Annotated in this window: 23 protein-coding genes; 6 read left to right on the plus strand and 17 right to left on the minus strand. The window is 45.4% G+C overall.

Annotated features, from left to right (window positions below):
* Positions 1-202: 202 nt before the first annotated feature.
* From AB4329_RS09460 to phhA, 3 genes are all read right to left on the minus strand, one after another.
* Complete coding sequence (locus tag AB4329_RS09460; RefSeq protein WP_372138134.1) at positions 203-1,303, minus strand: Fic family protein; 1,101 nt, start codon at positions 1,301-1,303, stop codon at positions 203-205.
* A gap of 141 nt (positions 1,304-1,444) precedes the next feature.
* Positions 1,445-1,783 (minus strand): 4a-hydroxytetrahydrobiopterin dehydratase, encoded by a 339-nt coding sequence (locus tag AB4329_RS09465; RefSeq protein ID WP_371725521.1) that lies wholly within the window; start codon positions 1,781-1,783, stop codon positions 1,445-1,447.
* Entirely contained in the window at positions 1,773-2,567 is a 795-nt protein-coding gene (gene phhA, locus AB4329_RS09470) for a phenylalanine 4-monooxygenase (RefSeq protein ID WP_372138136.1), read from the minus strand. Before phhA ends, AB4329_RS09465 begins: the two co-directional genes overlap by 11 nt.
* Positions 2,568-2,766: 199 nt before the next feature.
* Here phhA and AB4329_RS09475 point away from each other — a divergent pair, with 199 nt between their 5' ends.
* A complete protein-coding gene (locus AB4329_RS09475) occupies positions 2,767-4,821 on the plus strand; it encodes an acetoacetate--CoA ligase (RefSeq protein ID WP_372138137.1) in 2,055 nt (684 codons plus the stop codon).
* 515 nt (positions 4,822-5,336) lie between these two features.
* Positions 5,337-6,266, plus strand: a complete 930-nt coding sequence (locus AB4329_RS09480) for a carbamate kinase (protein ID WP_372138138.1) — start codon at positions 5,337-5,339, stop codon at positions 6,264-6,266.
* 211 nt (positions 6,267-6,477) lie between these two features.
* On the opposite strand, the gene maiA is transcribed toward AB4329_RS09480, so the two are convergent.
* The 5 genes from maiA to AB4329_RS09505 form a co-directional block, all read right to left on the minus strand.
* A complete protein-coding gene (maiA, locus tag AB4329_RS09485) occupies positions 6,478-7,182 on the minus strand; it encodes a maleylacetoacetate isomerase (protein WP_372138139.1) in 705 nt (234 codons plus the stop codon).
* A gap of 21 nt (positions 7,183-7,203) precedes the next feature.
* Positions 7,204-8,241 (minus strand): fumarylacetoacetate hydrolase family protein, encoded by a 1,038-nt coding sequence (locus tag AB4329_RS09490; protein ID WP_372138140.1) that lies wholly within the window; start codon positions 8,239-8,241, stop codon positions 7,204-7,206.
* 9 nt (positions 8,242-8,250) lie between these two features.
* Positions 8,251-9,426: a homogentisate 1,2-dioxygenase gene (locus AB4329_RS09495; RefSeq protein ID WP_372138141.1), complete on the minus strand. Its 1,176-nt coding sequence runs from the start codon at positions 9,424-9,426 to the stop codon at positions 8,251-8,253.
* Positions 9,419-10,492, minus strand: a complete 1,074-nt coding sequence (gene hppD / locus AB4329_RS09500; protein WP_108155996.1) for a 4-hydroxyphenylpyruvate dioxygenase — start codon at positions 10,490-10,492, stop codon at positions 9,419-9,421. The genes AB4329_RS09495 and hppD overlap by 8 nt, the downstream gene beginning before the upstream one ends.
* A gap of 338 nt (positions 10,493-10,830) precedes the next feature.
* Positions 10,831-12,870 carry a DUF3466 family protein gene (locus tag AB4329_RS09505; protein ID WP_372138143.1) on the minus strand — a complete coding sequence of 680 codons (2,040 nt, stop codon included), beginning with the start codon at positions 12,868-12,870 and terminating at the stop codon, positions 10,831-10,833.
* A gap of 301 nt (positions 12,871-13,171) precedes the next feature.
* Between AB4329_RS09505 and AB4329_RS09510 the strand changes: the two genes are divergently transcribed.
* From AB4329_RS09510 to AB4329_RS09520, 3 genes are all read left to right on the plus strand, one after another.
* A complete protein-coding gene (locus AB4329_RS09510) occupies positions 13,172-13,417 on the plus strand; it encodes a hypothetical protein (RefSeq protein WP_010432281.1) in 246 nt (81 codons plus the stop codon).
* A 286-nt stretch (positions 13,418-13,703) separates the two neighbouring features.
* On the plus strand, positions 13,704-15,074 hold the full coding sequence (locus AB4329_RS09515; RefSeq protein WP_372133762.1) for an ATP-binding protein: 1,371 nt from the start codon (positions 13,704-13,706) through the stop codon (positions 15,072-15,074).
* Positions 15,071-15,736 carry a response regulator gene (locus AB4329_RS09520; RefSeq protein ID WP_017094156.1) on the plus strand — a complete coding sequence of 222 codons (666 nt, stop codon included), beginning with the start codon at positions 15,071-15,073 and terminating at the stop codon, positions 15,734-15,736. The genes AB4329_RS09515 and AB4329_RS09520 overlap by 4 nt, the downstream gene beginning before the upstream one ends.
* Positions 15,737-15,811: 75 nt before the next feature.
* On the opposite strand, the gene AB4329_RS09525 is transcribed toward AB4329_RS09520, so the two are convergent.
* From AB4329_RS09525 to AB4329_RS09550, 6 genes are all read right to left on the minus strand, one after another.
* On the minus strand, positions 15,812-16,471 hold the full coding sequence (locus AB4329_RS09525) for an HAD family phosphatase (protein ID WP_017091954.1): 660 nt from the start codon (positions 16,469-16,471) through the stop codon (positions 15,812-15,814).
* Position 16,472: 1 nt separating this feature from the next.
* Complete coding sequence (locus AB4329_RS09530) at positions 16,473-17,492, minus strand: ABC transporter ATP-binding protein (protein ID WP_102544201.1); 1,020 nt, start codon at positions 17,490-17,492, stop codon at positions 16,473-16,475.
* On the minus strand, positions 17,492-18,277 hold the full coding sequence (locus AB4329_RS09535; RefSeq protein ID WP_108155998.1) for an ABC transporter permease: 786 nt from the start codon (positions 18,275-18,277) through the stop codon (positions 17,492-17,494). The genes AB4329_RS09530 and AB4329_RS09535 overlap by 1 nt, the downstream gene beginning before the upstream one ends.
* Complete coding sequence (locus tag AB4329_RS09540) at positions 18,277-19,170, minus strand: ABC transporter permease (protein WP_372138146.1); 894 nt, start codon at positions 19,168-19,170, stop codon at positions 18,277-18,279. The genes AB4329_RS09535 and AB4329_RS09540 overlap by 1 nt, the downstream gene beginning before the upstream one ends.
* Positions 19,167-20,066: an alkaline phosphatase family protein gene (locus tag AB4329_RS09545; RefSeq protein WP_136982544.1), complete on the minus strand. Its 900-nt coding sequence runs from the start codon at positions 20,064-20,066 to the stop codon at positions 19,167-19,169. The genes AB4329_RS09540 and AB4329_RS09545 overlap by 4 nt, the downstream gene beginning before the upstream one ends.
* 61 nt (positions 20,067-20,127) lie before the next feature.
* Positions 20,128-21,252 carry an ABC transporter substrate-binding protein gene (locus AB4329_RS09550; RefSeq protein WP_372138147.1) on the minus strand — a complete coding sequence of 375 codons (1,125 nt, stop codon included), beginning with the start codon at positions 21,250-21,252 and terminating at the stop codon, positions 20,128-20,130.
* Between the two features lie 211 nt (positions 21,253-21,463).
* On the opposite strand from AB4329_RS09550, the gene AB4329_RS09555 reads away from it, so the two are divergent.
* The gene (locus AB4329_RS09555) at positions 21,464-22,192 is read left to right on the plus strand and encodes a UTRA domain-containing protein (protein ID WP_372138149.1); all 729 of its coding nucleotides are present in this window, start codon (positions 21,464-21,466) and stop codon (positions 22,190-22,192) included.
* 103 nt (positions 22,193-22,295) lie between these two features.
* Here the strand turns inward: AB4329_RS09555 and AB4329_RS09560 are convergent, their stop codons facing one another.
* The 3 genes from AB4329_RS09560 to AB4329_RS09570 all read right to left on the minus strand — a co-directional run bounded on the left by AB4329_RS09560 (position 22,296) and on the right by AB4329_RS09570 (position 24,584).
* On the minus strand, positions 22,296-23,150 hold the full coding sequence (locus tag AB4329_RS09560) for an amino acid ABC transporter ATP-binding protein (protein ID WP_372057682.1): 855 nt from the start codon (positions 23,148-23,150) through the stop codon (positions 22,296-22,298).
* Positions 23,143-23,808, minus strand: a complete 666-nt coding sequence (locus AB4329_RS09565; protein ID WP_372135649.1) for an amino acid ABC transporter permease — start codon at positions 23,806-23,808, stop codon at positions 23,143-23,145. Before AB4329_RS09565 ends, AB4329_RS09560 begins: the two co-directional genes overlap by 8 nt.
* Before the next feature lie 137 nt (positions 23,809-23,945).
* Positions 23,946-24,584 (minus strand): amino acid ABC transporter permease, encoded by a 639-nt coding sequence (locus AB4329_RS09570; protein WP_372138151.1) that lies wholly within the window; start codon positions 24,582-24,584, stop codon positions 23,946-23,948.
* Between the last annotated feature and the right edge of the window lie 102 nt (positions 24,585-24,686).

Genomic DNA, 24,686 nt, shown 5'->3' on the forward strand with positions numbered 1-24,686 from the left:
GATGAGTAGCATAACATTATTTAATAATATCAATTAGTAATACATAATTTACTATGTTAAAACAAATATCTTTTCTATTGAAATGAAGATTACTCTGACTTAGCGCCAGCCCGTGTAATTTGCTCCAGACACAAAAAAACACCAACATTCACCCTGAACATTGGCAGCTTTTAACATAGAAACGGGAGTGAAAGCCTAAGCCCTACTCCGGCAACAGATAGCGCGTGCTTCTGCCACCAGAACCAGATTTAACTAAGCAGCCATGCTCAATCAAAGCATTCAAATGACGTGTTGCAGTGGCACTACTTACCTTTGCTACCTTTTTATATTGACTAGCATTTATACCTTCTGAAAAATCACCATCGAGCATCCTATTCAACACTTTTACTTGCTCTGCCGTAAGCTTGGTTTGGTCGATGCTACGCCAATAGTTGGTCTTATATACAGTTTGGTCGACCTCAGCGAAAACCCCTGTAAACGTCTCGTCTAACGTATCTAAGAACCACATCAACCATTCGCTAATATCGAGTCCCCCTTTCTGGGTTCGCTCCAATATCTCGTAGTAATGCTTGCGGTTAGCGAGAATTCCCACCGACATCGCATAGAAACGTACCGACTGCTGCTCGGCCTGTGCTAATGCCAAGTCGGTCAACAATCGAGTAATACGACCATTACCATCATCTAACGGGTGTAAGGTGATAAACCAAAGGTGAGTTATCGCAGCTCTAAGTAACGGATCGAGTGTAGCGTCGGTAAGTGAATCATTAAACCATGTGATAAATGTATCTAGCTCAGCATCAAGAATGTATCGGCTAGGTGCTTCAAAGTGCACGGTTGGACGATCAATTCTTCCTGATACCACTTGCATCGGAGCTTCACCTCGTAGCTGACCTCCGACTACAGGATTAAACATGGTGTAGCCTTGAGGAAACAGTCTATCGTGCCAATGTAAGATCCTATCAAGCGCTAGTGGCTCTGTTAGGTTCTGCACCGCATCCAACATAATTTCAGCTAAACCATCGGTTTGTTCTGTCGTAGGAAAAGGTCGCTCTTCACTCACGCCAAGTTTGTTGGCTAAAGAAGAACGAACAGAGAAGGCATTCAGCTTTTCTCCCTCAATCGCACTGGAATGGACTATGTTCGCTAATAAGGTGTCGAGCATGGTTTGGGATTGGTCTGCCGACTGGGAGGTAATCTTACCCAATAAAATGCCCTGATTAAGCCGAACTTCTCTTAACCTCACGCCTATTTTCTGATTATCCCAAACAAAGTTTGGCCAATTATCTTGCTGCCAAATCCACATATTACGCCCCATGATGCGAAAGTATCACTTATTCAATTCATACTATGAGCTGTTTAAGGCAATTATTCAACTCACATTATGAGCCGAATAATGAGTTAATCGCATCACAGAGGTTGCAAGAGTAACTCCTAACCTACAAAACTATTCACTCACCGCGAACACATCGCAGCGTGAGGCGCAGATGAAGTCATTTTTGTGCAGGCCTTTGATTGAGTGGCTCCACCAAGTGACGGTGACTTTGCCCCACTCCAATAAGATCGAAGGATGGTGGAACTCTTCTTCTGCCAGTTCTGACACTATGTTGCTGAATGCCCATGCTTGCTTGTAGTTCTTAAACTTGAACACCTTCTCAAGCTGCGGGATGCCGTCTCTTTCGATGATCTGCCAGTCGGACAACTCCAACAGTAAAGATTGTTGTTCATCTTTACTTAGGGCAATCGCGTCGATACTGCAGGCTTCGCATTTTTGTTCATTCAACATGTGTTGGTTCCTTGGGTTCAAAAAGTGGTGGTAGTAACCCCGCATCGATGGCGAGATCAGCTTGCTGTAATAGGTTTTCCTGACTGATTTTAAAGAGCTCAGATAGCTCGTCGATCACGTAATATTTCGGCTGCATGATGTCGATACGATAAGGCGTTCTTAAAACCGTTTGCAGATCGAACCGCTCGCGAACGGCCAAATCCCCTCCCAACGCATACATAGTTTCCGCTGGAGACGAAAGAATGCCACCGCCATAAATTTTCAGTTTTTGCCCCTCTTTTACTAAACCGAACTCGACCGTAAACCAATACAAACGGGCAAGATAAGAGCGCTGTTTGGATGTGGCGGCTTGGCCTAGTTTTCCATAATGCTCAGTGAAAGCCGCGAAGTCGGCATTGGTGAGCATGGCACAGTGACCAAAAATTTCATGAAAGAAATCAGGTTCTTGTAAGTAATCGAACTCGTCTCGCGTTCTCAGAAATGTCGCAACTGGGAATTTCTTGTTGGCGAGCAAATCAAAGAATCGGTCGAAATCGATCAATGCAGGCACAGGCTGAACTTGCCAACCGGTTGTTTCCATTAGCACTTTATTTATCTCTGGCAACTGAGGAACTCTGTCTAATGGTAGATCCAGCAAGGTCAAACCGTGCAAATAAGCATCGCATGCGCGGTCACTAATGACGTCCAGTTGCCTTTTCACCAAGTCGTGCCAAATGGCATCTTCTTCGAGGCTCCACTCAACCCATCCCTCTTGGCTCACGGGCTTAGAATGATATTGAGTCATTACACACCTCCTTTCGAATGTCTCACTTTAAGCCTATCTCCACTCCTTATAAGCGCCAATTTGCGCGATTTTTCGAAACAAGCGATCGTGTAACATTTTATTTACACAATTCCGCCAGACACTTATTTTGCTGAACTTTTGACTTTGTAAAACCTAAATACCAGACTGAAAACGTTAACTTTTTGTTAAAGGTAAAGGAATGCACGAAAGCAATAAGCCCATTTGGCAGCCAAGCGAGCAGCGTATCGCCGATGCCAACTTAACCCGATTTATCGATAGCCTTGAACAGTCTGGGTTAAACCTAGATAGGGACGTAAAAAGCTACACCGAACTCCATCAATGGTCTGTGGAACATCCGGAATCATTTTGGCAAAACGTATGGCAGTTTTGTGGAGTAGTCGGCTCACAAGACTCTATTAACAAGGCAGAAAGCGAGACCATCAAAGCTCAAGGTGGGAGCCGCTGGCAGCAGCCTAAATCGAACCGTGATGCGGTTTGGTTTCCCAATGCACAAGTAAACTACGCCGAGAACTTGCTGCGTTTGGCACACACCATGCCTGATGAGCTTGCGATTTGGTTTGAGAATGAACGTGGCGAACAACAGAGTTATACATGGGAAACCCTGTGTGAAGCTGTCTCTAGTGTTCAGCAATGGCTTGTCGATAGCGGAGTGAAACAAGGTGATATAGTTGCTGCGTATACTCCCTATCTGCCACAAACCGTGATAGCCATGCTAGCCGCCACCAGCTTAGGCGCGATTTGGACATCGACCTCGCCTGATTTTGGAGTAGAGAGTGTGATTGAGCGATTCGGACAGGTGAAACCTAAGGTGCTGTTCACCTGTGACGGTTACACCTTCAATGGCAAAACGTTCGATATGGCGGGCAAGAACCGTGAAATCATCGAACACTTAAACGAATTAAAACAGGTGTGTGAGATCGGTTATTTGAAACCGAGTAATGACTTAGAGAAGAGCGATTTAGAGAAGAACGAATTAAAGAAAAACAAAGTTAAACATGATGTGTCGATTCTAAGCTGGCACAGCATCATTAATCACTATCAGACAAAACCTCTTCGATTTACTCGTGTCGGCTTCAATGAACCGTTGTTTGTACTCTACTCTTCCGGCACCACAGGCAAACCCAAATGTATAGTGCATTCTGTCGGTGGCACTACCATCAACCACCTAAAAGAGCATCAGCTTCATTGCGATATTAAACCAAGAGATCGCGTGTTCTACTACACCACTTGTGGTTGGATGATGTGGAACTGGCACGTATCTGCGCTCGCCAGCGGTGCTTGTTTGGTTATCTTTGATGGTAGCCCGGTTTACCCGCAACCTAACGTTCTATGGGATTTAGCGCAGCGTGCTGACGTATCGACATTTGGCACCTCAGCCAAGTACATAGAAGCGATTGAGAAAGCCGAACTCTCACCAATCGACAGCCACTCTCTGCCTCAATTAAGAACACTGTGCTCGACGGGTTCTGTGCTTTACCCAGAGCAGTTCGATTACGTTTACAAGCACATCAAGCAAGACCTGCATTTAGCGTCGATTTCTGGCGGCACGGATATTTGTGGCTGCTTTGTTTTGGGTAACCCAATCTCGCCTGTGTATCGCGGTGAGTGCCAACAGGCCGGGCTCGGCGTCGACATCAAGGTGTTCAATTCGTCTGGTCAAAAGGTCGATCACGAACGTGGCGAATTAGTATGCACCAACTCCCTACCCAACTTCCCCGCTGGCTTTTGGAATGACACCGGAGAGCGCTATCACAGCACCTATTGGGATAGGTTCGACAATGTGTGGCATCACGGTGATGAAGTCGCACAGAGCGAACATGGCGGCTACCTGTTCTACGGGCGAGGCGACACCACACTCAACCCCGGTGGCGTGCGAATTGGTACGGCCGAAATCTATCAGCAAGTGAACACCATTGACGGCATCATCGATTCGATAGCAGTCGGTAAAAACATCGACCGCAATGAACAGGTATGGCTGTTTGTTCAGCTGCAGCAAGGTGTGAGTTTAGATGAAAAGTTACTGACAGCCATCAAAAGCAAACTCAAATCCTCTTGTTCGCCAAGACACGTGCCAAGCCAGATATTTGCGATCAGCGATGTGCCAAAAACACGATCTGGCAAACTGGTGGAGTTGGCTGTGAAACAGGTGATCAATGGCAAAAATGTAGAAAACCTCGGGGCTATCGCTAACGCCGAGGTTTTGGAAGAGATAAAGAGTGTTGTTTCGCTTTAGTGTTGAGCCTTAGAAAGTGGCTAACTATCTCCGATTTTCATTTGGCTGTCAGATAACACCTAGAGTAAAGGCAGCCGATTGAAAACCGAATCGAAGCCACTATTAAAGCTCATGAACCCTCTCATCAGTTTGGCTTCGTGCCTTTTCTAAAGCTCTTAATGCGATCTGCTCATCATATTTAAAACAAAAATAGAAAATTAATCATTTTATAGCCAGAGATAATATTCACTAAAGACGAATCATTCATACCAAAAAAGCCTCCACCGCTAGATTGTATCCAAGCTTATGGATATTTAATCGAATTGCAATAACTCCTATTTCCACAGCTCCATTTCTAGTGAAATAATAATTTGATAACTATCACATTTAGGACGATTATTTTCCCATACTATCTCGGTATGTTAATTACTTAAGAGTAATTAAAAACCTAGTCATTGTTATTAATAAGCTTGAATCCAACTAGAAATAACAAGCGGTTAAAATAAAATCATTATAAAATGATCGGAGACATTATCATGCGCATAGTATTAGCTTTAGGCGGTAACGCTCTTTTAGCAAGAGGCCAAGCATTAACGGCTGAGAACCAACGTGAAAATATAATCAAATCCGCAGCGAGTATTGCTGCAATTGCACGCGAGCATGAGATTGTTATCGTTCATGGTAATGGCCCACAAGTTGGTCTGTTGATGGAACAAAACGCAGCTTACAGCGAATATTCACCAGAGACGACCCCGTACCCAATGGATGTGCTCGGCTCTCAAACCTGTGGCATGGTGGGCTACATGTTACAACAAGAGCTAAGAAACATTGACCCTGAATTAGACGTAGCGACGCTAGTCACGCAAACGGAAGTATGCAAACAAGACCCTGCGTTTGCTAACCCAACTAAATTTGTTGGCCCTGTATATACAGAGCAACGAGCTAAAGAGTTAATGGCTCAAAGCACAATGCAGTTTAAAGCTGATGGCGAGTATTACCGTCGCGTTGTGCCTTCTCCTATGCCAAAAAGCATTGTTGAAATTCAGCAAATTGAAACTCTTCTAGATACAGAAAACCTTGTTATTGCTTGTGGCGGCGGCGGCGTTCCCGTGAGTATTGAACAGGGTAAGAGTACTGGCGTAGAGTGCGTAATTGACAAAGATCTTACGGCTGAATTACTGGCTGAAAAAATCCATGCCGACTTGTTTATTATCTTAACCGATGGTTCGATTTTCCGTAACTATGGTAAAGAAGACCAAGCAGAAATGAAGCAAGCAACGCCTGCTGGTTTAGCAGAGTTTTCATTCCCTGCTGGTTCTATGGGGCCAAAAATTGATGCCGTTTGTAAATTCGTTGAAGCTGGCTTGGGTAATGCGGCGATTGGTTCATTATTTGATTTAGATAAAATAATTACCAATGAAGCTGGTACTCTGATTACTAAAGGTGAAGGTGTTGTTTATTACTAATATTATCGAGTGATAAAAACCACTAATATAAAACCTTGGGGTAAAGCCTTTTAATTAATAACAAGGCTTTTTATTAAATCCATATTAGTTCTAAACGAGATAAATATTCACACACTAACTGTATTTAATATATTTAATGTTGGAAACCGCTTCTTTCAAGAAGCGGTTTTGGCAGCGCAAGGGAAGAGTATTTGCATTTACATCAGTGAATCTACATGGACTCATTCGCATCCGCTTGGTTCTCTGGCATCGCCCCAATAAAAGCGGGTAACTGATTACACGCTTCAACAATCGAGTTAATCAACGGATACGGCGACATATCAACGCCAAAGCGCAGCGCGTTATACACCTGTGGCACCAAGCAGATATCGACAATGCATGGTGAATCGGTGATGCTATACACCGAATCACCGTGTGTTTGACGATGCTTAGAAAGCTTCTCTTCTAAAGCACAGAAACCTTGGCTCATCCAATAATGAAGCCAGTCTATTTTTGCCTCTTGCTCGCAAGACAATTCTCGCTCCAAATACTGCAACACGCGCAGGTTGTTCAGAGGGTGAATTTCTATCGCAATATCCTGAGCCATAGCCAACGCTTGATAACGCAGCGGTGTTTGCTCTGGAATGAACGAGGAGTCAGGGCTGCTCTCACACAAATAGTGTTCATCGAGATATTGAAGAATAGCCAGTGACTGATTGAGTTGAACTTCACCATCCACCAGCACGGGCACTAATTCACTGGCGTTGAGCTCACGATATTGTGGGTCATGCTGCTCGCCGCCATTACGCACCAAGTGCACCGATTTAGACTCATAGTTGAGTTGCTTTAGGTTTAATCCAATACGCACCCGATAGGCAGCCGAAGAGCGCCAGTAACCGTAAAGTATAATGTTCTTGTTCACGATGCTCTCGCTCATACTGAAACCCTATTACGTGGATTATAGCGCTCGATACTGGCTCACTTTTTGGTCTATCGCGCCAAAAATGGAATCACCCGCCGCATCAAGCATCTCAAGCTTGATCGAGTCACCAAACGACATGAATTGAGTCGACGGTTTACCATCACGAATCGTCTCTATCATGCGTACTTCAGCAATACATGAATATCCCACACCACCTTCAGAAATCGAGGTGCCATGGTCAGTGCCTTGTTTATTAGAAACCGTGCCTGAACCTATGATCGCGCCCGCCGATAATGGTCGAGTTTTAGCTGCATGCACAACCAACTCTGCAAAATTGAAAGTCATATCTATACCGGCATTCGGACAACCAAAAGGCTGGTCGTTGTAGGTCGATATCAGCGGTAAATGTACCTTGCTGCCTTTCCACTGTTCGCCAAGCTCGTCAGGTGTGACTGCGACCGGGGAGAACGCCGAAGAAGGCTTAGACTGGAAAAAGCCAAAGCCTTTCGCGAGCTCTGCTGGAATCAAGCCACGCAGTGACACATCGTTCACCAACATCAGTAAACGAATCGAATCATGCGCTTGCTTGGCGCTGGCTCCCATTGGCACATCTCCGGTAACAACCGCAACTTCACCCTCGAAATCAATACCCCATTCGTCGCTGGCAAACTCAATATTGTCACGCGGCCCGATAAACGCATCTGAGCCGCCTTGGTACATGAGTGGATCAACCCAGAAGCTTTCTGGCATTTCAGCACCACGAGCCTTACGCACCAGTTCAACGTGGTTTACATAAGCGCTGCCGTCTGCCCATTGATAAGCGCGTGGAAGAGGCGATTCACAATACTGAGGTGCAAACACTTCACTGCCTGTGACATGTCCGTTGTTTAACGAGGTGTATAAATCTTCTAACTGAGGTGCAACGCTGTCCCAGTTATCCAATGCTACCTGCATGGTTGGCGCTAGATGCATCGCATGGAAAATTTCGGTGGCAGCTACACATTGTTTAAGATCTTTACTTACGACCATCAATAGACCGTCGCGAGTGCCATTTTTCTTGGTTGCTAATTTCATCCTTGTCCCTTACTTCTTATCGTCAGCCATGGTTTGAGAACCTGTCTCTTGCAAACCCGTGTCTTGCCAACTGTAGACATATTCTTTGTTCTCAACGCTATCGAGTTCATCAGAGAACTGCAGCGCATGGCGAGTATCGATCATCACCGCCACTTCGTCGGTGAATTTCTTCTTATGCGCCTGACCCGTTTTAAAAGCCTTTGGGTGAGGTCCATGCGTGAAGCCCGCCGGATGGAAGGTCACCATGCCCGCTTCAATATTGTCGCGACTGAAGAAGTCCCCTGCGTGATAGAAAAGCACTTCATCAAAATCATCATTGTTGTGATAAAACGGTACTTTCAACGCGCCTGGATCGCTCTCAATCGGACGTGGTACAAAGGTGCACACCACAAAACCAGCCCCCACAAAGGTGGTGTGGGCAGAAGGTGGCAAGTGATAGCGATGTGACATCAGCGGCCTGATGTCGCGCCAATTCACTTTCACCACAGCCAAGTCGCCATGCCAGCCAATCGCGTCTAAAGGATTGAATGGATAAGTGATCACACTGACTTTGTCGTGGCGTTTCACCTGAACTTGGGTTTGATCTTCGGAGTACTGAGCGCGGAATTGATCGTTGATCGACGGGATTTCAAGAACCGCTGGATCAAACACCGCGTGATTGCCGACCATGCCCTTCTCAGGCAAGGAATAAGCCGCGTCGGTGTTCTCAATCATCAAGATGAACATCGGCTCACTTGGCTCCAAGCGCCAATTGGTTGAGCGCGGGATCATCACGTAATCCCCTTCACTCACCTCTAAATGACCATAGTCGCAATAGAGATCTGCACTACCTTGGTGAATGAACAGCAGCTCATCACCGTCAGAATTACGCACCAAGAAATCCATCTTCTCATCCATGCGCCACACACGGATTTTGCAGTCCGCATTGTGCAAAAGATGAGGCACCGCCCAAGGGGTTATCTGGCTAGCTTTCTCCACCAGCGTAAAATCAAAAGCGCGAGGACGTAAATCACCCTCCCACTCCGACCAACCTGTTGGGGCATGCTGGTGATGAAAGTGAGCGGCAGGGCCAAAGAATCCACTTCGGCCCGCTTCTCGCTCATAAATTGCCTCTTCGGGGAAGTCGGCGTGCGCTTGTTTAGAGCACACCCCCTCCCGATGAGGAAACGAGATCCATTTATGCATCGTCTAATACTCCTCGACGAATCTGGTCCTCTTCAATCGATTCAAACAGCGCCTTGAAGTTACCTTCACCAAAGCCTTCGTTGCCTTTACGCTGAATGATTTCAAAGAACACAGGCCCAATTACCGTCTGTGTGAAAATTTGCAGCAAGATGCCGTCTTTGGTCGGCGCGCCATCAATCAGAACCCGTAAATCGCGCAGCAGATCGGTGTCTTCACCGTGGCCCTTCACACGCTCGTCGACTTTCTCGTAATAGGTATCTGGGGTTGGCATAAAGTCCATGCCGCGATCACGCAGGGTTTTCACGGTTTTGTAGATGTCATCCGTTGCGAGCGCGATGTGTTGGATGCCTTCGCCGTTGTATTCGCGGATGAACTCTTCGATTTGTGATTTGTCGTCTGAAGACTCATTGATAGGGATGCGGATTTTGCCACATGGCGAGGTCATGGCTCTGCTCACAAGGCCTGTCAGCTTGCCTTCAATGTCGAAGTAGCGAATCTCGCGGAAGTTACCGATGCGCTCATAAAACCCAGACCAAACATCCATATTGCCTTGTTTCACGTTGTGCGTGAGATGGTCGATTTCATACAAGCCAACATTGGCTTCGGCCATGCGCTGTTCCGCATCGTCATAGAATCGGAAATCGACGTCATAGATGCTCTGCTTGCCATAACGATCCACAAAATAGAGCAGGCTTTCACCGATGCCGTAAATGGCAGGAATACTCAGCTCCATCGGCCCTATTTCTGTTTTGTACTCTTCACCGCCGCCCTTAAACGCTTGTTCCATTGCTGCTGTCGCTTCGTTGACACGAAAAGCCATGCCACAGACCGATGGCCCATGCACTTTAGCGAACGCTTCCGCTTGGCTGTGCGGTTGTTCATTAACGATGAAGTTGATGTCACCTTGTCGATACAGCCAAGCCTCTTTTGAGCGATGCTTGGCGACCTCAGCAAAACCAAGTGACACAAACAGTGCTTTAAGTTGCTCAATTCCCTTGTGGTCAACGGCCGTGTATTCAACAAACTCGAATCCATCCGTGCCAAGCGGGTTGTATGTATCCACCATGAACTTTCTCCTTGTACCTATTGGTTTTGTATTACGTGTTTTTTGTCCTTAATTAAATTTGGCCCACAAGCGGAAAGATTGGAATGCATCGAAGGAAATGGGCAATAACGCTAAAAACCCGTCAAATTGTAAAATAATTGTTACATACAAACCCTCACAACAGGAAAGTGAGTGCTATCAAGGGATTGAAGAGTGGTGGTTTGATTTACAGCAAAGCAAGAGATGTTATTGAATTGTTACATGTGGACTTTTAAGCGAAAGGGATAACATCGACTTAGTGCCGCCTTCGATGTTATCGGAAAAAGAAGGCGACTTTTGAACTTCATCAATTTAAAAAGTTACAGACGAGATACTCTTGAACGCATAGAAAGCACGGACATCAAACTGATAAGCACCAATAACCCGGTACCGGCACCACTACGTTCAACATCTTCAGCGCTATCATCACTTCTTTCAGCAATGTCTTCACTTGTTGCTCCAGATATCGGGATAAGTTTCACAGCCACCACCCTCTCGTCACCTACTCCATCATTACAATATGCAAAGTGCGCGGTTGAATCATAAGCCATAGAAGAGGAGCTACTTTCACTCGCAAAACATTGTATTGCCGTCCCTGAGATAACACCCGCATCATTAATGTCGGTTGCGTCCAATATTCTAAAGTGGTTGTTGGCATCACTGTAGTCACCACCGTTAGTTAGGTCGTCTAACCACCAAGCTTGATCATTATATCTTGCACGTCTATCAGCATCGGTACCAATGTCGTTGTAAGGGAAAATGAAGCCGCGATGCCTCCTTTCATGGCCGTCTACTTCAGAGTGAGTTTCTGCGTCAACATAGCCAACAATTTCATTGTAATTATTGATCTCACTTGCTTTTCCTTCTGCACTATCAAAGAAAATGTCTTCACCTAAACTTGCGAAGAATGTAGCTGTTGGCGTTGTGTCATTCGCATCAGCGACAAACATACGATTGTCAGACACACGATCCGACGGATAATCACCATCTCGTTTTGCATAACCAATAACCATCATGTTTTCATTAATATCTGTTGCGACAGAATTACTGTGAATGTATGAATCACTCACTTCTACCGTCGCATTAGCGATAAATGTCGTCGTCCAAGCATTTTCCGAAACGCTGAAATTTGACGTACTGCTTGGCCTAAACACAGCAGCCTGCATAAGAAAGTTATCAGAATCATCTAGCTCTGTATTGTAACCGACTAAAACAGGATAAGAGCTATATGTCCCTCTAGATGAAATCGTTGCAGCCCTCACACTCGCCTGTGCTGAAGCTTCATCATCGTTGTAAGAGTAATAGGTCGAACTGGTTTCCCAATCAGATACTGAGAAACGGTTTCCATCATCATTGGGGCCATTCGCATCGGTTATATTCCAGACAAAAGCTCGATTAGCAAAAGCAAAGTTCTGACACTCTGGATATAAAGCAGGCTCAATATCTTCATCGATACAATTATCTAGATCCTCTGCATCACTGTCGGATGTGTACGGAGAGTCATAATCTTTATACTCATCACTGTAATAAAAAGTCGCAACGGACGCGCTTCCGACCACATAGCTTTCCCCTCCATAACTGAAAGAATCAAAAGCCATCGTTCTTCCCATTTGGGAGATTATATTCGCTTCGCCGTCAGCATCGCTGATCGTAATGCTGGTATCGGCTTCAGGTTGGAGAACTGTAAATTCAGTGCCTGTATCGTAGTAACCACGCTGCCTATATAACTGAATATATTGGTTGTTATAGCTGTAATAACCACTGCTGGTGTTACCAAGAACAAAACCATTCTCGTCAACTTTAGTGATCACCTTCTCCTCTGTTCCATCAACAAAGGAATAACTATAACTGCTCACATCAGGTGGATTACTGCCAACATCAGGGATATCACTTAACGAAGAAGAGTCATAGAAAGCCGTGGAATTTGTCTGATAGCTCAGCTCGTAATATGCATCACGCTCATTTCTCAAGCCTCCAATGCCTGCATCCTCATCGCCATACCACAACAAAGAACTCCAAGCTTCACAAGTCGCGTAGCCAAGTTCACTTGTGCAGTAGCTATAGATATCGTCATAATCCAAATAGTAGAACGTGTTATCGATACCAAAAGGGACCTCCTCTTTAAAGGAAAAACCTGGTTCTGCATTTTGAGCTTCCCCTGCGAATGCGTAATCGGTGTCACCACAACTGGTACTAAAGCAATCCGTTGTACCAAGCTCTGGTTCAACTGCGACCCCATACACCGATTCAGTTTCTACTGGTGATTCCTCCAAAACCACCCTATAAAGCGCAGCGTTACTATAAGAAGCAACCAACAACGTAGAAGAGACAACGACTGATTTTTTTACCATTGCCTTCATTCTACGGCTCCTAAAAAATAATCCATTTCAATACCAACGATAGCTTTCTGCCTTTATTGCTAAAGGCATTAAATTCATGAGTTCAATAGTGGACTAGGATAAAAATAGAAAATGTGGAAACTATGTAGAAACAATGGAGGTTTAAACAACCTGACTTGATGGGCTGATGAACTGATGCCCTATTAAAGTTAAACGCTAACTTTCATCTCCTAGATTTATCCATTTTCTCTGCTAATTTGATCGCTAACCTATTTGCGTCAAAGAAATACACTTATATTTGGTTACGAATAGGAATTAAATTATGAAAAAAATCACGACAGCATTACTTTTACTGACATCGACATTCGCGCTTCAAGCGTGTGCTGAAAGCCGTGAAGGCCCAAGAGAAATGCCAAGCTTTGAAGAAATGGATGCAAACGGTGATGGCGAATTACAATTAGAAGAGCTCAGAGGTCCACTCGCCGATGACTTTGATAAACTAGACGCAGATGGAAGCGGTGGTCTATCGGAAGAGGAAGTTCCGCCGCCACCACCAAGACGTCAATAATGGTTAGAGGGTTATCCTAAAATAGTGATAATTCAATGCGAGCTGATGGGATATAGCACCCTGTCAGCTCGCTATTCGTTTCTAACAAAAAGATGCTTATACATGGCCTAAGATGAATAAAGAAATCAATGTCCACATTTCCCACACGATTGGTGACTAATATTGGTTTAACTCACTTTTGTCTTAATTCATTTTACTGTCCTAATTCACTTTAACTTCTGGAGAGAACGTGCGCATATCAATTTTCACTAAACTGTTTGTTTCAATACTAATGGTATGCGTGACCATGCTCTTTGTACTGACCTATTTTATTAACTCCAGTTTTCAAAGAGGGCTCCAAGATTTCACAAATAATAATGAGATTGCCCTAGCTCAAGAACTCGCCAATAACTTAAAGCAATATTACTCACCTTCCGAAAAGTGGAGGCGGCTAGAACGTGAACCACATTTAATCGCCAGCAGCATTGGTGGCCCCTCACGACCACATGCTCGTGACAGACACCCATCGCCACCACCATTAAGAGAGCCGGAAGCGCCAGATCTTCAACCTATTTGGCAACGACTCAACATTTTAGATCAAAACGGGCGAGCTATAATTGGACCGCCTGAAAACCTACATCACCTTGAAGATGGTCAGCATCAAGCACTAGTCGAAATAACACGGGATGATCAAGTGATTGGGTATATCTCCATCGTCCAGATGGATGAAATATCAGGGCCTTTGGCAGAAAGCTTTTTCAAACAACAAACGACGCATGTAAGCACTATCGCTTCGATTACCGTGTTGCTTTCATTCCTTATCGCTTTATTTCTTGTTAGGCGATTTTTGAAACCATTGCGTGCTTTGTCGAAAGGTGCCAAATCTATCGAAAATGGCGATCTCGATTTCTACATTGAAAAAAGCGGCAATGATGAATTGTCCGATCTCATCGGAATATTCAACGGTGTAGTCGAAACACTAAGAAAACAGAAAACACTTAGAGAACAGTGGTTATCGGATATTTCACATGAACTTAGAACGCCTATCACCGTGCTAAGAAGTGAACTAGAAGCGCTACAAGACGGTATCCGATCTCCTGAGCCAAAATACATCGACTCGTTACATCAACAAATCATCACGTTGGGTCAACTCGTTGAGGATCTTCACCAACTCTCCCTGTATGACATCGGATTTAACCTCAATGTTAAAAACAACGTTGATATACATAAACTGATTGATTCTGTGATCGTTCAAAACTCGATCCGTTTAGAACAAAAAAACATCACATTAACAAAGCACTATGACCATTCAGCCCCACTGTTTACCTCGTGTGATGAGAGATTACTGACACAACTGTTTGTGAATCTGTTGGAAAATAGCGCACGATACACTAGCGATAATGGGCATGTATCGATAGATGTTACCGACATTAGTGATAGTATTATTATCAACGTTGAAGACAGTGATCCAGGTGTACCTGATGCATCACTTCCGCGTTTGTTTGAGAGGCTTTACCGCGTTGATAAATCGCGCAGTCGCTCAAGTGGCGGTTCTGGGCTTGGCTTATCTATCTGTAAAAATATCGTTGAAGCGCACCAAGGACACATTACTGCCGACCACTCAGAATTGGGTGGACTACGAATCATCATAGCGTTACCAAAGGAAATAAAATCGTGATTTTAGTCGTCGAAGATGAGCCTGCATTAGCAAGTGTACTGTGTGAGTACTTAGAGCACTCTGGCCTTGAAAGTCATCATATTATCGATGGTAACCTTGTCATTGACTGGGTAAAGCAAGCATCGCCTAAACTCATTATTCTCGACCTCATGCTACCCAATCGAGACGGGTTGGATATTTATCGAGAGCTGAGAACGTTCAGTGACATCCCAGTGGTTATGGCGACAGCCAAGGTCGAAGAGATTGATCGACTCGTTGGGCTTGAACTGGGTGCAGATGATTATATATGTAAGCCGTACAGCCCGAGAGAAGTGGTTGTGAGGGTGAAAAATATTTTGCGCCGTTCCAACAAGCCCCAAGCCACGTCAACAACGAACGCCATTGATATTGATGAATTGAGTATGACCGCCGTCCTATGTGGTATTAAGCTAAGTTTAACGCCAGCTGAGTTTCGGCTTTTGCACCTTCTCTATCAAAATGTTGGCCGCATTTATAGTCGCGATCAATTGATTGATAAAATCTACGACGATAGAAGAGTGGTCAGTGATCGCACTATCGATAGCCATATTAAAAACTTACGCAAAAAAATGGTCTCGATAAATGAAAAATGTGACTACATTAAATCCATTTACGGGATAGGTTACAAACTAGAAATAGAATAATACGAATCAAAAAGCCGCTGTAGTCAGCGGCTTGATGAGTTCTAGAACGAACCTAAATCGAATATAAGGTTCGCGTTAATCCCAGTTGAGAATCGACCAATTCGGTTGATCAGCCAGTGCTTTCAAACGCGGGCATGGGTTTACTAGGTAAGCAAAATCAGCGTGTTCACACAAAGGTAAGTCGTTGATTGAATCCGTATAAAAGTGAATGTCTGAGTAGTTAGTTTCTTGATTGTCTAACCACTCTTTCAAACGCGTCACTTTACCTTCTCGGTAACTTGGAACGCCTGATATTTGAGACGTGAAACGACCTTGGTTTTCAATCAAATCAATACCGAGGGCGTTCTCGATACCAATCTTGCGGCCGACCGCTTCTACTAGGAAAGTGACGCTGGCTGAGATGATCAACATGTCGATATCATCATTCTCAAGCTGCTCAATCAAAGGTTTCGACTGTTTGAACTGCTTAGGCAAAATATGCTGTTCAACACACTCTTCCACCAAGGCGGTGACTTGCTCTGTTGGCATATCGGCCAAAGGCTGCATGGAAAACGTGAGGTAATCTTCCATGTTCAGTTTGCCTTCCGAATACAAGCCCATTAAGCGCTTATCTTCTTCAATAAAGTTGGGCGCTGTGGCAATGCCCTTTTCAACCAAGAACTCATTCCAGAGCATCGCTGCATCGGCATTGATCAGCGTTTCATCCATATCAAATACATACAAAGGTTTGAACATCTTAGGCTCTCACAGGTTGAATTTCGTTAAGGTTAAACAGGAGTTCAAGTTGGCTGCCGTTTGCCAACAGTCGCTCAGAGGAACGGTTAAGTAAATCGACAGTTAATTCACATTCATCGACATCCACTTGGTAGCGAATCACGTTGCCTAGCAATTGGTGGTTGCGAATGGTGCCCGTTTTCGGCGCGGAGATATGCTCGCCATATTGTCGGCCTTGCTCTTTAACGTAGATAGATTCAGGACGAATCGCCACCTTCCACTCAGTTTCAATGTTGAACAGCTGCTTAGCTTTGTTCGCCTGCACCAAATTGTAGTGCCCCATGAAGCCAGCAACAAACTCATTGGCAGGTTGAGTGTATATCTCTTCAGGTGTGCCTGCTTGTACGATCTCACCTTTATTCATCAAGAAGATGCGGTCAGACATGATCATCGCCTCTTCTTGATCGTGGGTCACGAAGATCGTGGTCAGGTTCATCTCTTTTTGAATATCTCGGATCTGTTGGCGCAGGTGCTTTCGGATCTTCGCATCGAGTGCTGAAAGCGGTTCATCAAGTAGCAGAATACGCGGCTTGACCACCAAGGCTCTTGCCAAGGCGACACGCTGACGCTGTCCGCCCGAAAGCTGATGCGGGTAGAACTTTTCTTTGCCCGTTAAGTCCACCAGCCCAATCACTTTCGCGACTTCACGTTTAATCTCGTCAGCAACAAGCTTTTTCATCTTAAGGCCAAACGCAATGTTGCCTTCAACCGTCATGTTCGGGAACAGAGCATAAGATTGAAACACCATGCCGATGCCACGCTGTTGCGGTACTTGATGAGTAATCTCCTCACCATTAACCCAGATTTCGCCGCCATCAACAGGATTCAGGCCTGCCAAGCTACGCAGGAGAGTCGACTTACCACAGCCACTTGGGCCAAGCAGAGTAATGAATTCGCCCTTCTCGATGGAAAATTCAATATCTTCAAACACCGTGTTGTCACCAAAGCGCTTGGTGAGGTTTTTCGCATTTACATAGCTCATTATTTTGTTCCCTGGCTGAAACGACTTGCCAACCAAGTCAGTAAGAAAATAAACAGGAAGTACGTCATCACAAGGGCTGACGTGAAGTGGCCGCTGGTTTGACGCATGTTGTATAGGTAGATTTGCAGTGTCTCGTAACGTGTACCCACCAAGATGTTGGCGAACACGAACTCGCCCAATAGGAACGAGAACGACAAGAACAATGACGCCATTAAGCCTTTCTTAAGGTTTGGCAGAATAATCAACAAGAACGCCTTGGTGGTACTTGCACCGAGCAGATGTGCTGCATCCATCAAGTCTTGCAGGTTGATCGCTTCAAAGCTGTTGGCAATCGCGCGGTACATGAATGGCAGCGCGATGGTGAAATAAGTACCAATCAAGATCCACGGTGTGCCAATCAGTGATATTTCGCTATCGGCATACAACTGAAGCAAGCCGACTGACGAAACTACTGGCGGTACTGCGAACGGCAATAAAATCAGGATATTCATCACCTTGTCGAGTTTCGGGAAATAGTAAAACACCACGAAAATCGCAGGCAAGACCAACACCACACTCAATGACAGTGCCGCCACACAGATAAACAGTGAACGACCAAAGGCTTGTAAGAAGCGAGGATCGGTCAACAAGTTGATGTACCAATCTAACGTGAAGCCATCCGGCAGGATCGTTGCGCCCCATCGAGAAGAGATCGAGTAGATAAAGGTCGCTAAGATCGGGATCATCATGATGCCGACAATCGAATAGACCACGGTTTTATGAAAGCGAGTATTTACGGTGTTCATTACTTTCTCTTCCCTGCGTAGCTTTTACTGATCAGCCATTGGTTAATCACTGTGATGAAGGCCAGCATCGCCATCAGAATCACGGAAATTGCAGCAGCCAGGTTTGGTTCTAGGAACAAGTCGCCTGATACTAAGCTCGCGATTCGAATCGTAATCACGTTGTAGTTGCCCGAGGTCAAGGCATACACACTCGCATAGGCGCCAATCGCATTAGCAATCAAGATGATGAAGGTGCCGAACAAAGCCGGAGATAACACAGGCAGCGCGATTTTGGTCCAGTATTGCCAAGTTTTCGCGCCAAGCAGTGCCGAAGCTGCTTGCCAGTCGTCACTCAGAGCATCAAACGCTGAATAGAGCAACAACACCGCCAATGGGATCTGGAAGTAGATGTAAATCGCCAGCAAGCCCCACTTGCCGTAAAGGTCGAAATCACCCAGCAATCCATACTGCTTGAGCAATAAGGTAATCGCACCATTGGTGCCCAAGATGATGATGAATGCGAACGACAGAGGCACACCAGAGAAGTTGCTGCTCATGTTGGTGAAAGCAATCACCGCATCGCGGATTTTAGAATCAACGCGGCGCAGTGAAGAAACGAGCAAAGTCGCAATCGCTAAGCCAACAATGCTCGACCAAATCGACAACCATAAACTGTTGCCAAAAGCCTGCATCATAAAGGCAGAATCGAACACTTCAGCGTAGTTTTCGAGAGAGAGTTCGTCGTCATAGAAGAAGCTGTTGATCAGCACCCAAACCATAGGTGCCAGTTGGAACAGATAGAAAAACAATGCGAAAGGCGCAAGCCACAAAGCAGGCTTGAGGCGTTGAAACAAAGATTTGGTTTTAGGTTGAAGCGCAGAGCCACCGCTCTGCGTGATTACAGAACTGCTCATAGGGCCAACAATTCCTGGGTGTAAGATTTATCGTGTTCAAGGTTGAGTAGCTGACACACGCTGCCGCAGATGTCGGTCTGTTTCACTGAACATTCTTGGTGTGTAAACTTATCGCCAATCACAAAGAAAGGCACTTCACGCTCTTCAGGCAGAATGCCACCATGAGACAAGTCATTGTTCATGCCATGGTCACTGGTGATGATCACTTGATAACCATCATTTACCCATTTCTCAAGGTAGTTCGATAGGTAGATATCCGCGCCACGAGCACTATTACGGTACTGGCGAGAATCCAGCCCATGCTTGTGTCCCATGTCGTCAATGTTCATTGGGTGAATCAGCAAGAAATCAGGCTGATGAGTGACGCGCAAGTGCTCTGCATCCAAGAACAAGGCTTCATCTGGGTAGTGATCCCAGTGGTAGAAACAACCATGTTGGATGTTCATGGTCTCATCGTTGGTGAAACGGTCGCGTACTGCATCAAATGGCGCTCGGTTATATAACTCGCTCACCCAATGGTAAGCCGCAGCTGCCGTCACTTTGTTCTGCGACTTCGCCAAGCTAAATACCGACTCGTGATTCGATAAACGCACGATTTGGTTGTTGACGATGCCACTCTCGACAGGGCGAACACCGGTCAGAATGCACTCATACAGTGGACGGGACATAGATGGCAGCTCACACTGCACAGGGTAAAGCGTGGCGCGCAGCTTATTTTTTTGCGTGCTTTGCGAAGTGCCCTGTTTACTGTACGAATCGCCCTGTTTTGTCTGCAAATCGCCCTGTTTCTCATACATATCACTTTGCTCTAGAAGACCGTTCAGGTAGCCCATGCAATCACGGGCTACCTGATAGTTCAGTCCATCTAGAACAACAAGGATAACCTTATTGCTCATGGTCTATTCTCTATTGCTTGTTTCTATAAGCCACCTATTGAAGGTGGTGTGTTAAGCGGGGTTATTGCTGGTGAATCAATACGCTTTCTTGCCATTGACGTGGCAGGCGACGTGCTGATTTTTCCCATGCTGAGAAGTCAGTCACTGGGTGAACGTTGCTGTATTCATCGTTTGAGATCAGCTTGTCTTGTACTGATTGAGGTAGCGTAACGCTGCTACGGATTGGGCGCGCGTAACCTTCTGCTAGGTTGATTTGGCCTTGGTCGCTGAAGATGTATTCACGAGCCAACTTCGCCGCGTTCGGGTTTTGTGCGTATTTGTTAATGATGGTGGTGTAACCAGAAATCACTGAGCCATCTTGTGGAATGCTGACGGTAAAGCGCTCACGGTCGATCTTATCGCGGTAGTTCAGTGCGTTGAAGTCCCACATGATTGCCACTTCCACTTCGCCTTTTTCAAGATTCGCGATGCTTGGGTCGGTGTAAGACAGACGGCCTTGCTTCGCTAGCTCACCAAAGAATTTAATCGCCGGTTTTAGGTTTGACTCGTCACCGCCATTAGCAAATGCTGCCGCTAGAATTGCGTTGTTTGCTTGTGCTGCTACACCTACATCACCGACTGTGACTTTGTAGTCGCCTTCTAGTAGGTCACTCCAAGATTTTGGGGCATCTTCAACAAGGTTGTTGTTTGAAATGAACGAGATAGTACCTGTGTAAGCCAGAGCCCAATGACCATCTTTGTCTTTTGCCCAGTCTGGAATGTCATTCCAAGTAGTTGGTTTGTATGGCTGAGTGACGTTTTTCTTTACAGCCACACGTGCGAATGCGAAACCCACATCACCAATATCAGCGGTTGCGTTTTTCTTCTCTGCTTCAAATTTCGAGATCTCTTGCGCCGAGCTCATATCGGTATCCTGATGCTTCAAACCGTAGTTTGCTTTCAGGTCAGTCCATGTGCCTTTCCAGTTTGCCCAACTGTCTGGCATACCCACACTGTAAACTGCACCCTCTTTTTGAGCGGCTTCAATCAGTGACTCAAGATCAGCATCCTTCGCCATCGCTGGCATTGAAAGTGTTGCCGTAAGTCCTGTTACACCAATCAATTTAGCGGTTGTGCCTATTAGCTTTGTAGATGAACCCATAAGTTTGGCTGGCGATACAGTTGAACGGCTAAGCAAAGTTTTCATTGTCTCTATCCTTCTGGACTAGGTCAGTAAGTTCGTTTTGTATGCTATAGCCGGAATGTGACGGTTTGCCGCAAGTTATTTGACAGTTCGAGTGCATTTACGTGGCAGTTATATTTCACTCATATGACAATAAGCCATTGTTTACTGTCACATTCCTGTTAACTCCATGGTTTACCTTATTAAGCACACGAACTTATGGACTAGATCAGTAATGAGAACATTGGGCACCGGACAATCAGGGACACAGTTAGGAAGAATTAAGGCGAGTATTCGAGAGCAGCTTCAATCAGGTATCTTCATTGAAGGGCAAAAACTGCCATCAGAAAGAAACCTTAGCGAACTGTTTTCCACCACACGAATCACGCTCAAAGATGCGTTGGTGTCTCTGGAAACCGAAGGTTTGATATACAGAGAAGAGCGCCGAGGCTGGTATGTATCACCCGAACGTGTTCGCTACAACCCGCTGTCTCGCTCTCACTTTCATCAAATGATTCGCGAACAACATCGTATTGCAGAAACCAAGTTGCTGAGCACCCGCACAGAAATGGCCGCAGGCGATTACGCCAAAGCATTAGAAATAGAACAGATAACCCCGATACACGTGATTGAGCGATTACGCTTTATTGATGGCAGAGCGGTGCTGTTTGTTGAAAACGTCTTAAAAGCGCCCTTATTTGATGGTGTCTTGTCGGAAAACCTCACCATGTCACTAACAGGCATCTACCGAGAAAAATACGGCTACGAGACCCAACGCTCGCGTTTTGATGTAATTCCCACTTCAGCCCCAGCCTATGTCGCTAAGGCGCTAAATTTGGCTGAGGGTCAACCGGTGCTGAAGATCTGCCGTGTGAACTACAAGCAAGATGGCGAGTTGATGGACTGCGAACTGGAATACTGGCGACCAGACTCAGTAGTGATCCACATTGATAGCATTGGCTAGTACCACATCCTCTTAATGCGGTAGCAACACAAATACAAAAACTCCGACTGATTCAGTCGGAGTTTTTTAACAATCAAACATTAAGGTGCGCGAATCATCTAGCTCATGAATCAAGCTTGAGGAACTTCCTTACCCTTGTTGAATCTGGGTTAGTGAAGAACTTCTCAGGGTTGGATTTCTCAATCAAGATGCCCTTCTCAAGGAATACCACCTGATCCGACACCTGACGCGCGAATTCCATCTCATGAGTCACCACCACCATGGTGTAACCCTCTTGCGATAGCTTCTTCATTACCAGTAACACCTCTTCGACCAATTCAGGATCGAGTGCTGACGTTGGTTCATCAAACAGCAACACATCCGGCTCCATCGCGAGAGCTCTGGCAATAGCGACACGTTGCTTTTGCCCACCCGATAACATGCTTGGGTAGTTCTCTAGTTTGTGCGACATACCAACCTTATCGAGTTGCTTACGTGCCATCTCTTCGGCGTCTGATTTCGCTATCTTCTTAACGTGAACGAGCGCTTCCATAACGTTTTGCAACACGGTCAAATGCGGCCACAAGTTGAAGCTTTGGAAAACCATACCAAGGCGCTCTCTGAGTTTCGCCAGCTCTTTATATTTGAGTGGTTTACCCGTTTCAGAGTTGATACCAATACGCTCATCACCCATAAAAATCGTGCCGCGCTCTGGCTGTTCTAGCCAATTCATGCAACGTAATAGCGTCGATTTCCCCGACCCAGACGAACCGAGAATACTCACCACATCGCCTTTGTTGATGTTGAGATTGATGTCTCGCAGTACTTCGATGCCATCAAACTGTTTCGACAGGTTTTCAACCTTAATGATCGTCTCTCGTTCTTCCAATAGTGGTTCGCACTCAATCACTTCCAAATTCACGCCCAAAGAAGGGTTAATCGGTGCTTCCGTTTCAATAATCTCTGATTGTTTAAGCATGGCTAAGCCCTCTAAGTTCAACTTTGGTTTGGATTCGTTTGGTGATGGTTTCAAGTGCAATACTCACGGCCCAGTAGAGCGCGATAGCAATGATGAACGCATTCAATGGGATGAAGTACGTTGATTGAATGCTGTTGGCGGCCGCGGTAATTTCTGCGACGGTGATGATGCTAAGAAACGCAGTGTCTTTTAAGCAGATGATGAGTTGGTTCGTGATCAGTGGAACCGACTTAAACAACACATTTGGGGTAATAACTCGGGTAAATGTTTTGAATTTAGAGAAGCCATAAGCGTGCGCCGCTTCGATGTAACCTGGCTCTAATCCTTTACGAACACCTCGGAAAATCTCACAAAAATAGGTACCGTGATAGAGACTTAGCGCGATGATTCCCGCTGTAATCGCATCGAGTCGAATACCAACCTGCGGCAACCCGTAATAGAGCAGGTACGCTAAGATAAGAAACGGCAAGGTGCGCATCATGCCTATCAAACTATTGATGGTGTACTTCACACCAAGTTTTGAGTTTTCGAGGCAATACAATAAACCAATACCGATGACGAAACTCAAGATTGAAGACGAAACAAAAAGATAAAATGTGGTCACAAACCCTGAAGCAAACAGCTCTTTTTGTTGCCAGATAATATTCCATTCTTCCATATTTACTCCTTAAACTTACCCGCTCAATAACGCATCACAAGCAGGTAAATGGTGTTTCTGACCAAGTAGCCATGACGGCTAAACTGTGGTTGTTGTTGATAGCTGTGACTGAGGTAGATTACTGATAGCCACACTTACTACTGCAGATAAGTAGCTCGGTTTTCAGCCACCGCTTGCAACTTCACCAACACGCCAATAATCAACATGTAAATGGCACCGGCACATAGAATCGGCCCAAGTGGTTCATAGGTAACCGCAGAGATTCGATTGGTGACACGAGTTAGGTCGACGATGCCGATCACCGCAATCGCTGGGCTGCCTTTGATTAAGAACGACATCTCATTGACTAGCGCTGGTAGGCTCATGATCACCATTTGCGGGAACATGATGCGGCGAAAGTAAGTGATGCGTCTCATACCAATGGCTTCAGCCGCTTCCATTTGCCCTTTTGAAAAGTTAAGAAAGGCGTTGCGCCAAATCTCTGCATTGAATGCCGATGTATTGAGTGTGAGAGCTAAAATGGCAGAAACGTGTTTATCTAAATTGATGCCAAATGACGGAAAAGAAAGGAAAATAAACAGAGCCAACGTAACCAAAGGCGTTGCTCGTGCCCAACTAACATAAATGCCCAACATTTGATCCACAAACGGGATTTTCATCATTCTAACCAAGGCAATCATTAAGCCGATGACGACACCTAATACAATCGATACTGCCGATATCCATGCCGTTGCCCACGTGCCCTGTAGTAACTGTTCCCAAGCGTAATAATCCATAAACGACCTCTTTGATCAGCGACTTCTTTCGATAGATTGTGCGCCAAAGACTCATGGGTTAAACCGCTTTGAACCCATTGGCATGGACACAAACAGCCGCTA

Source organism: Vibrio sp. 10N.261.54.A5, assembly GCF_041471145.1.
GTDB classification, from domain to species: Bacteria; Pseudomonadota; Gammaproteobacteria; order Enterobacterales; family Vibrionaceae; genus Vibrio; species Vibrio crassostreae_C.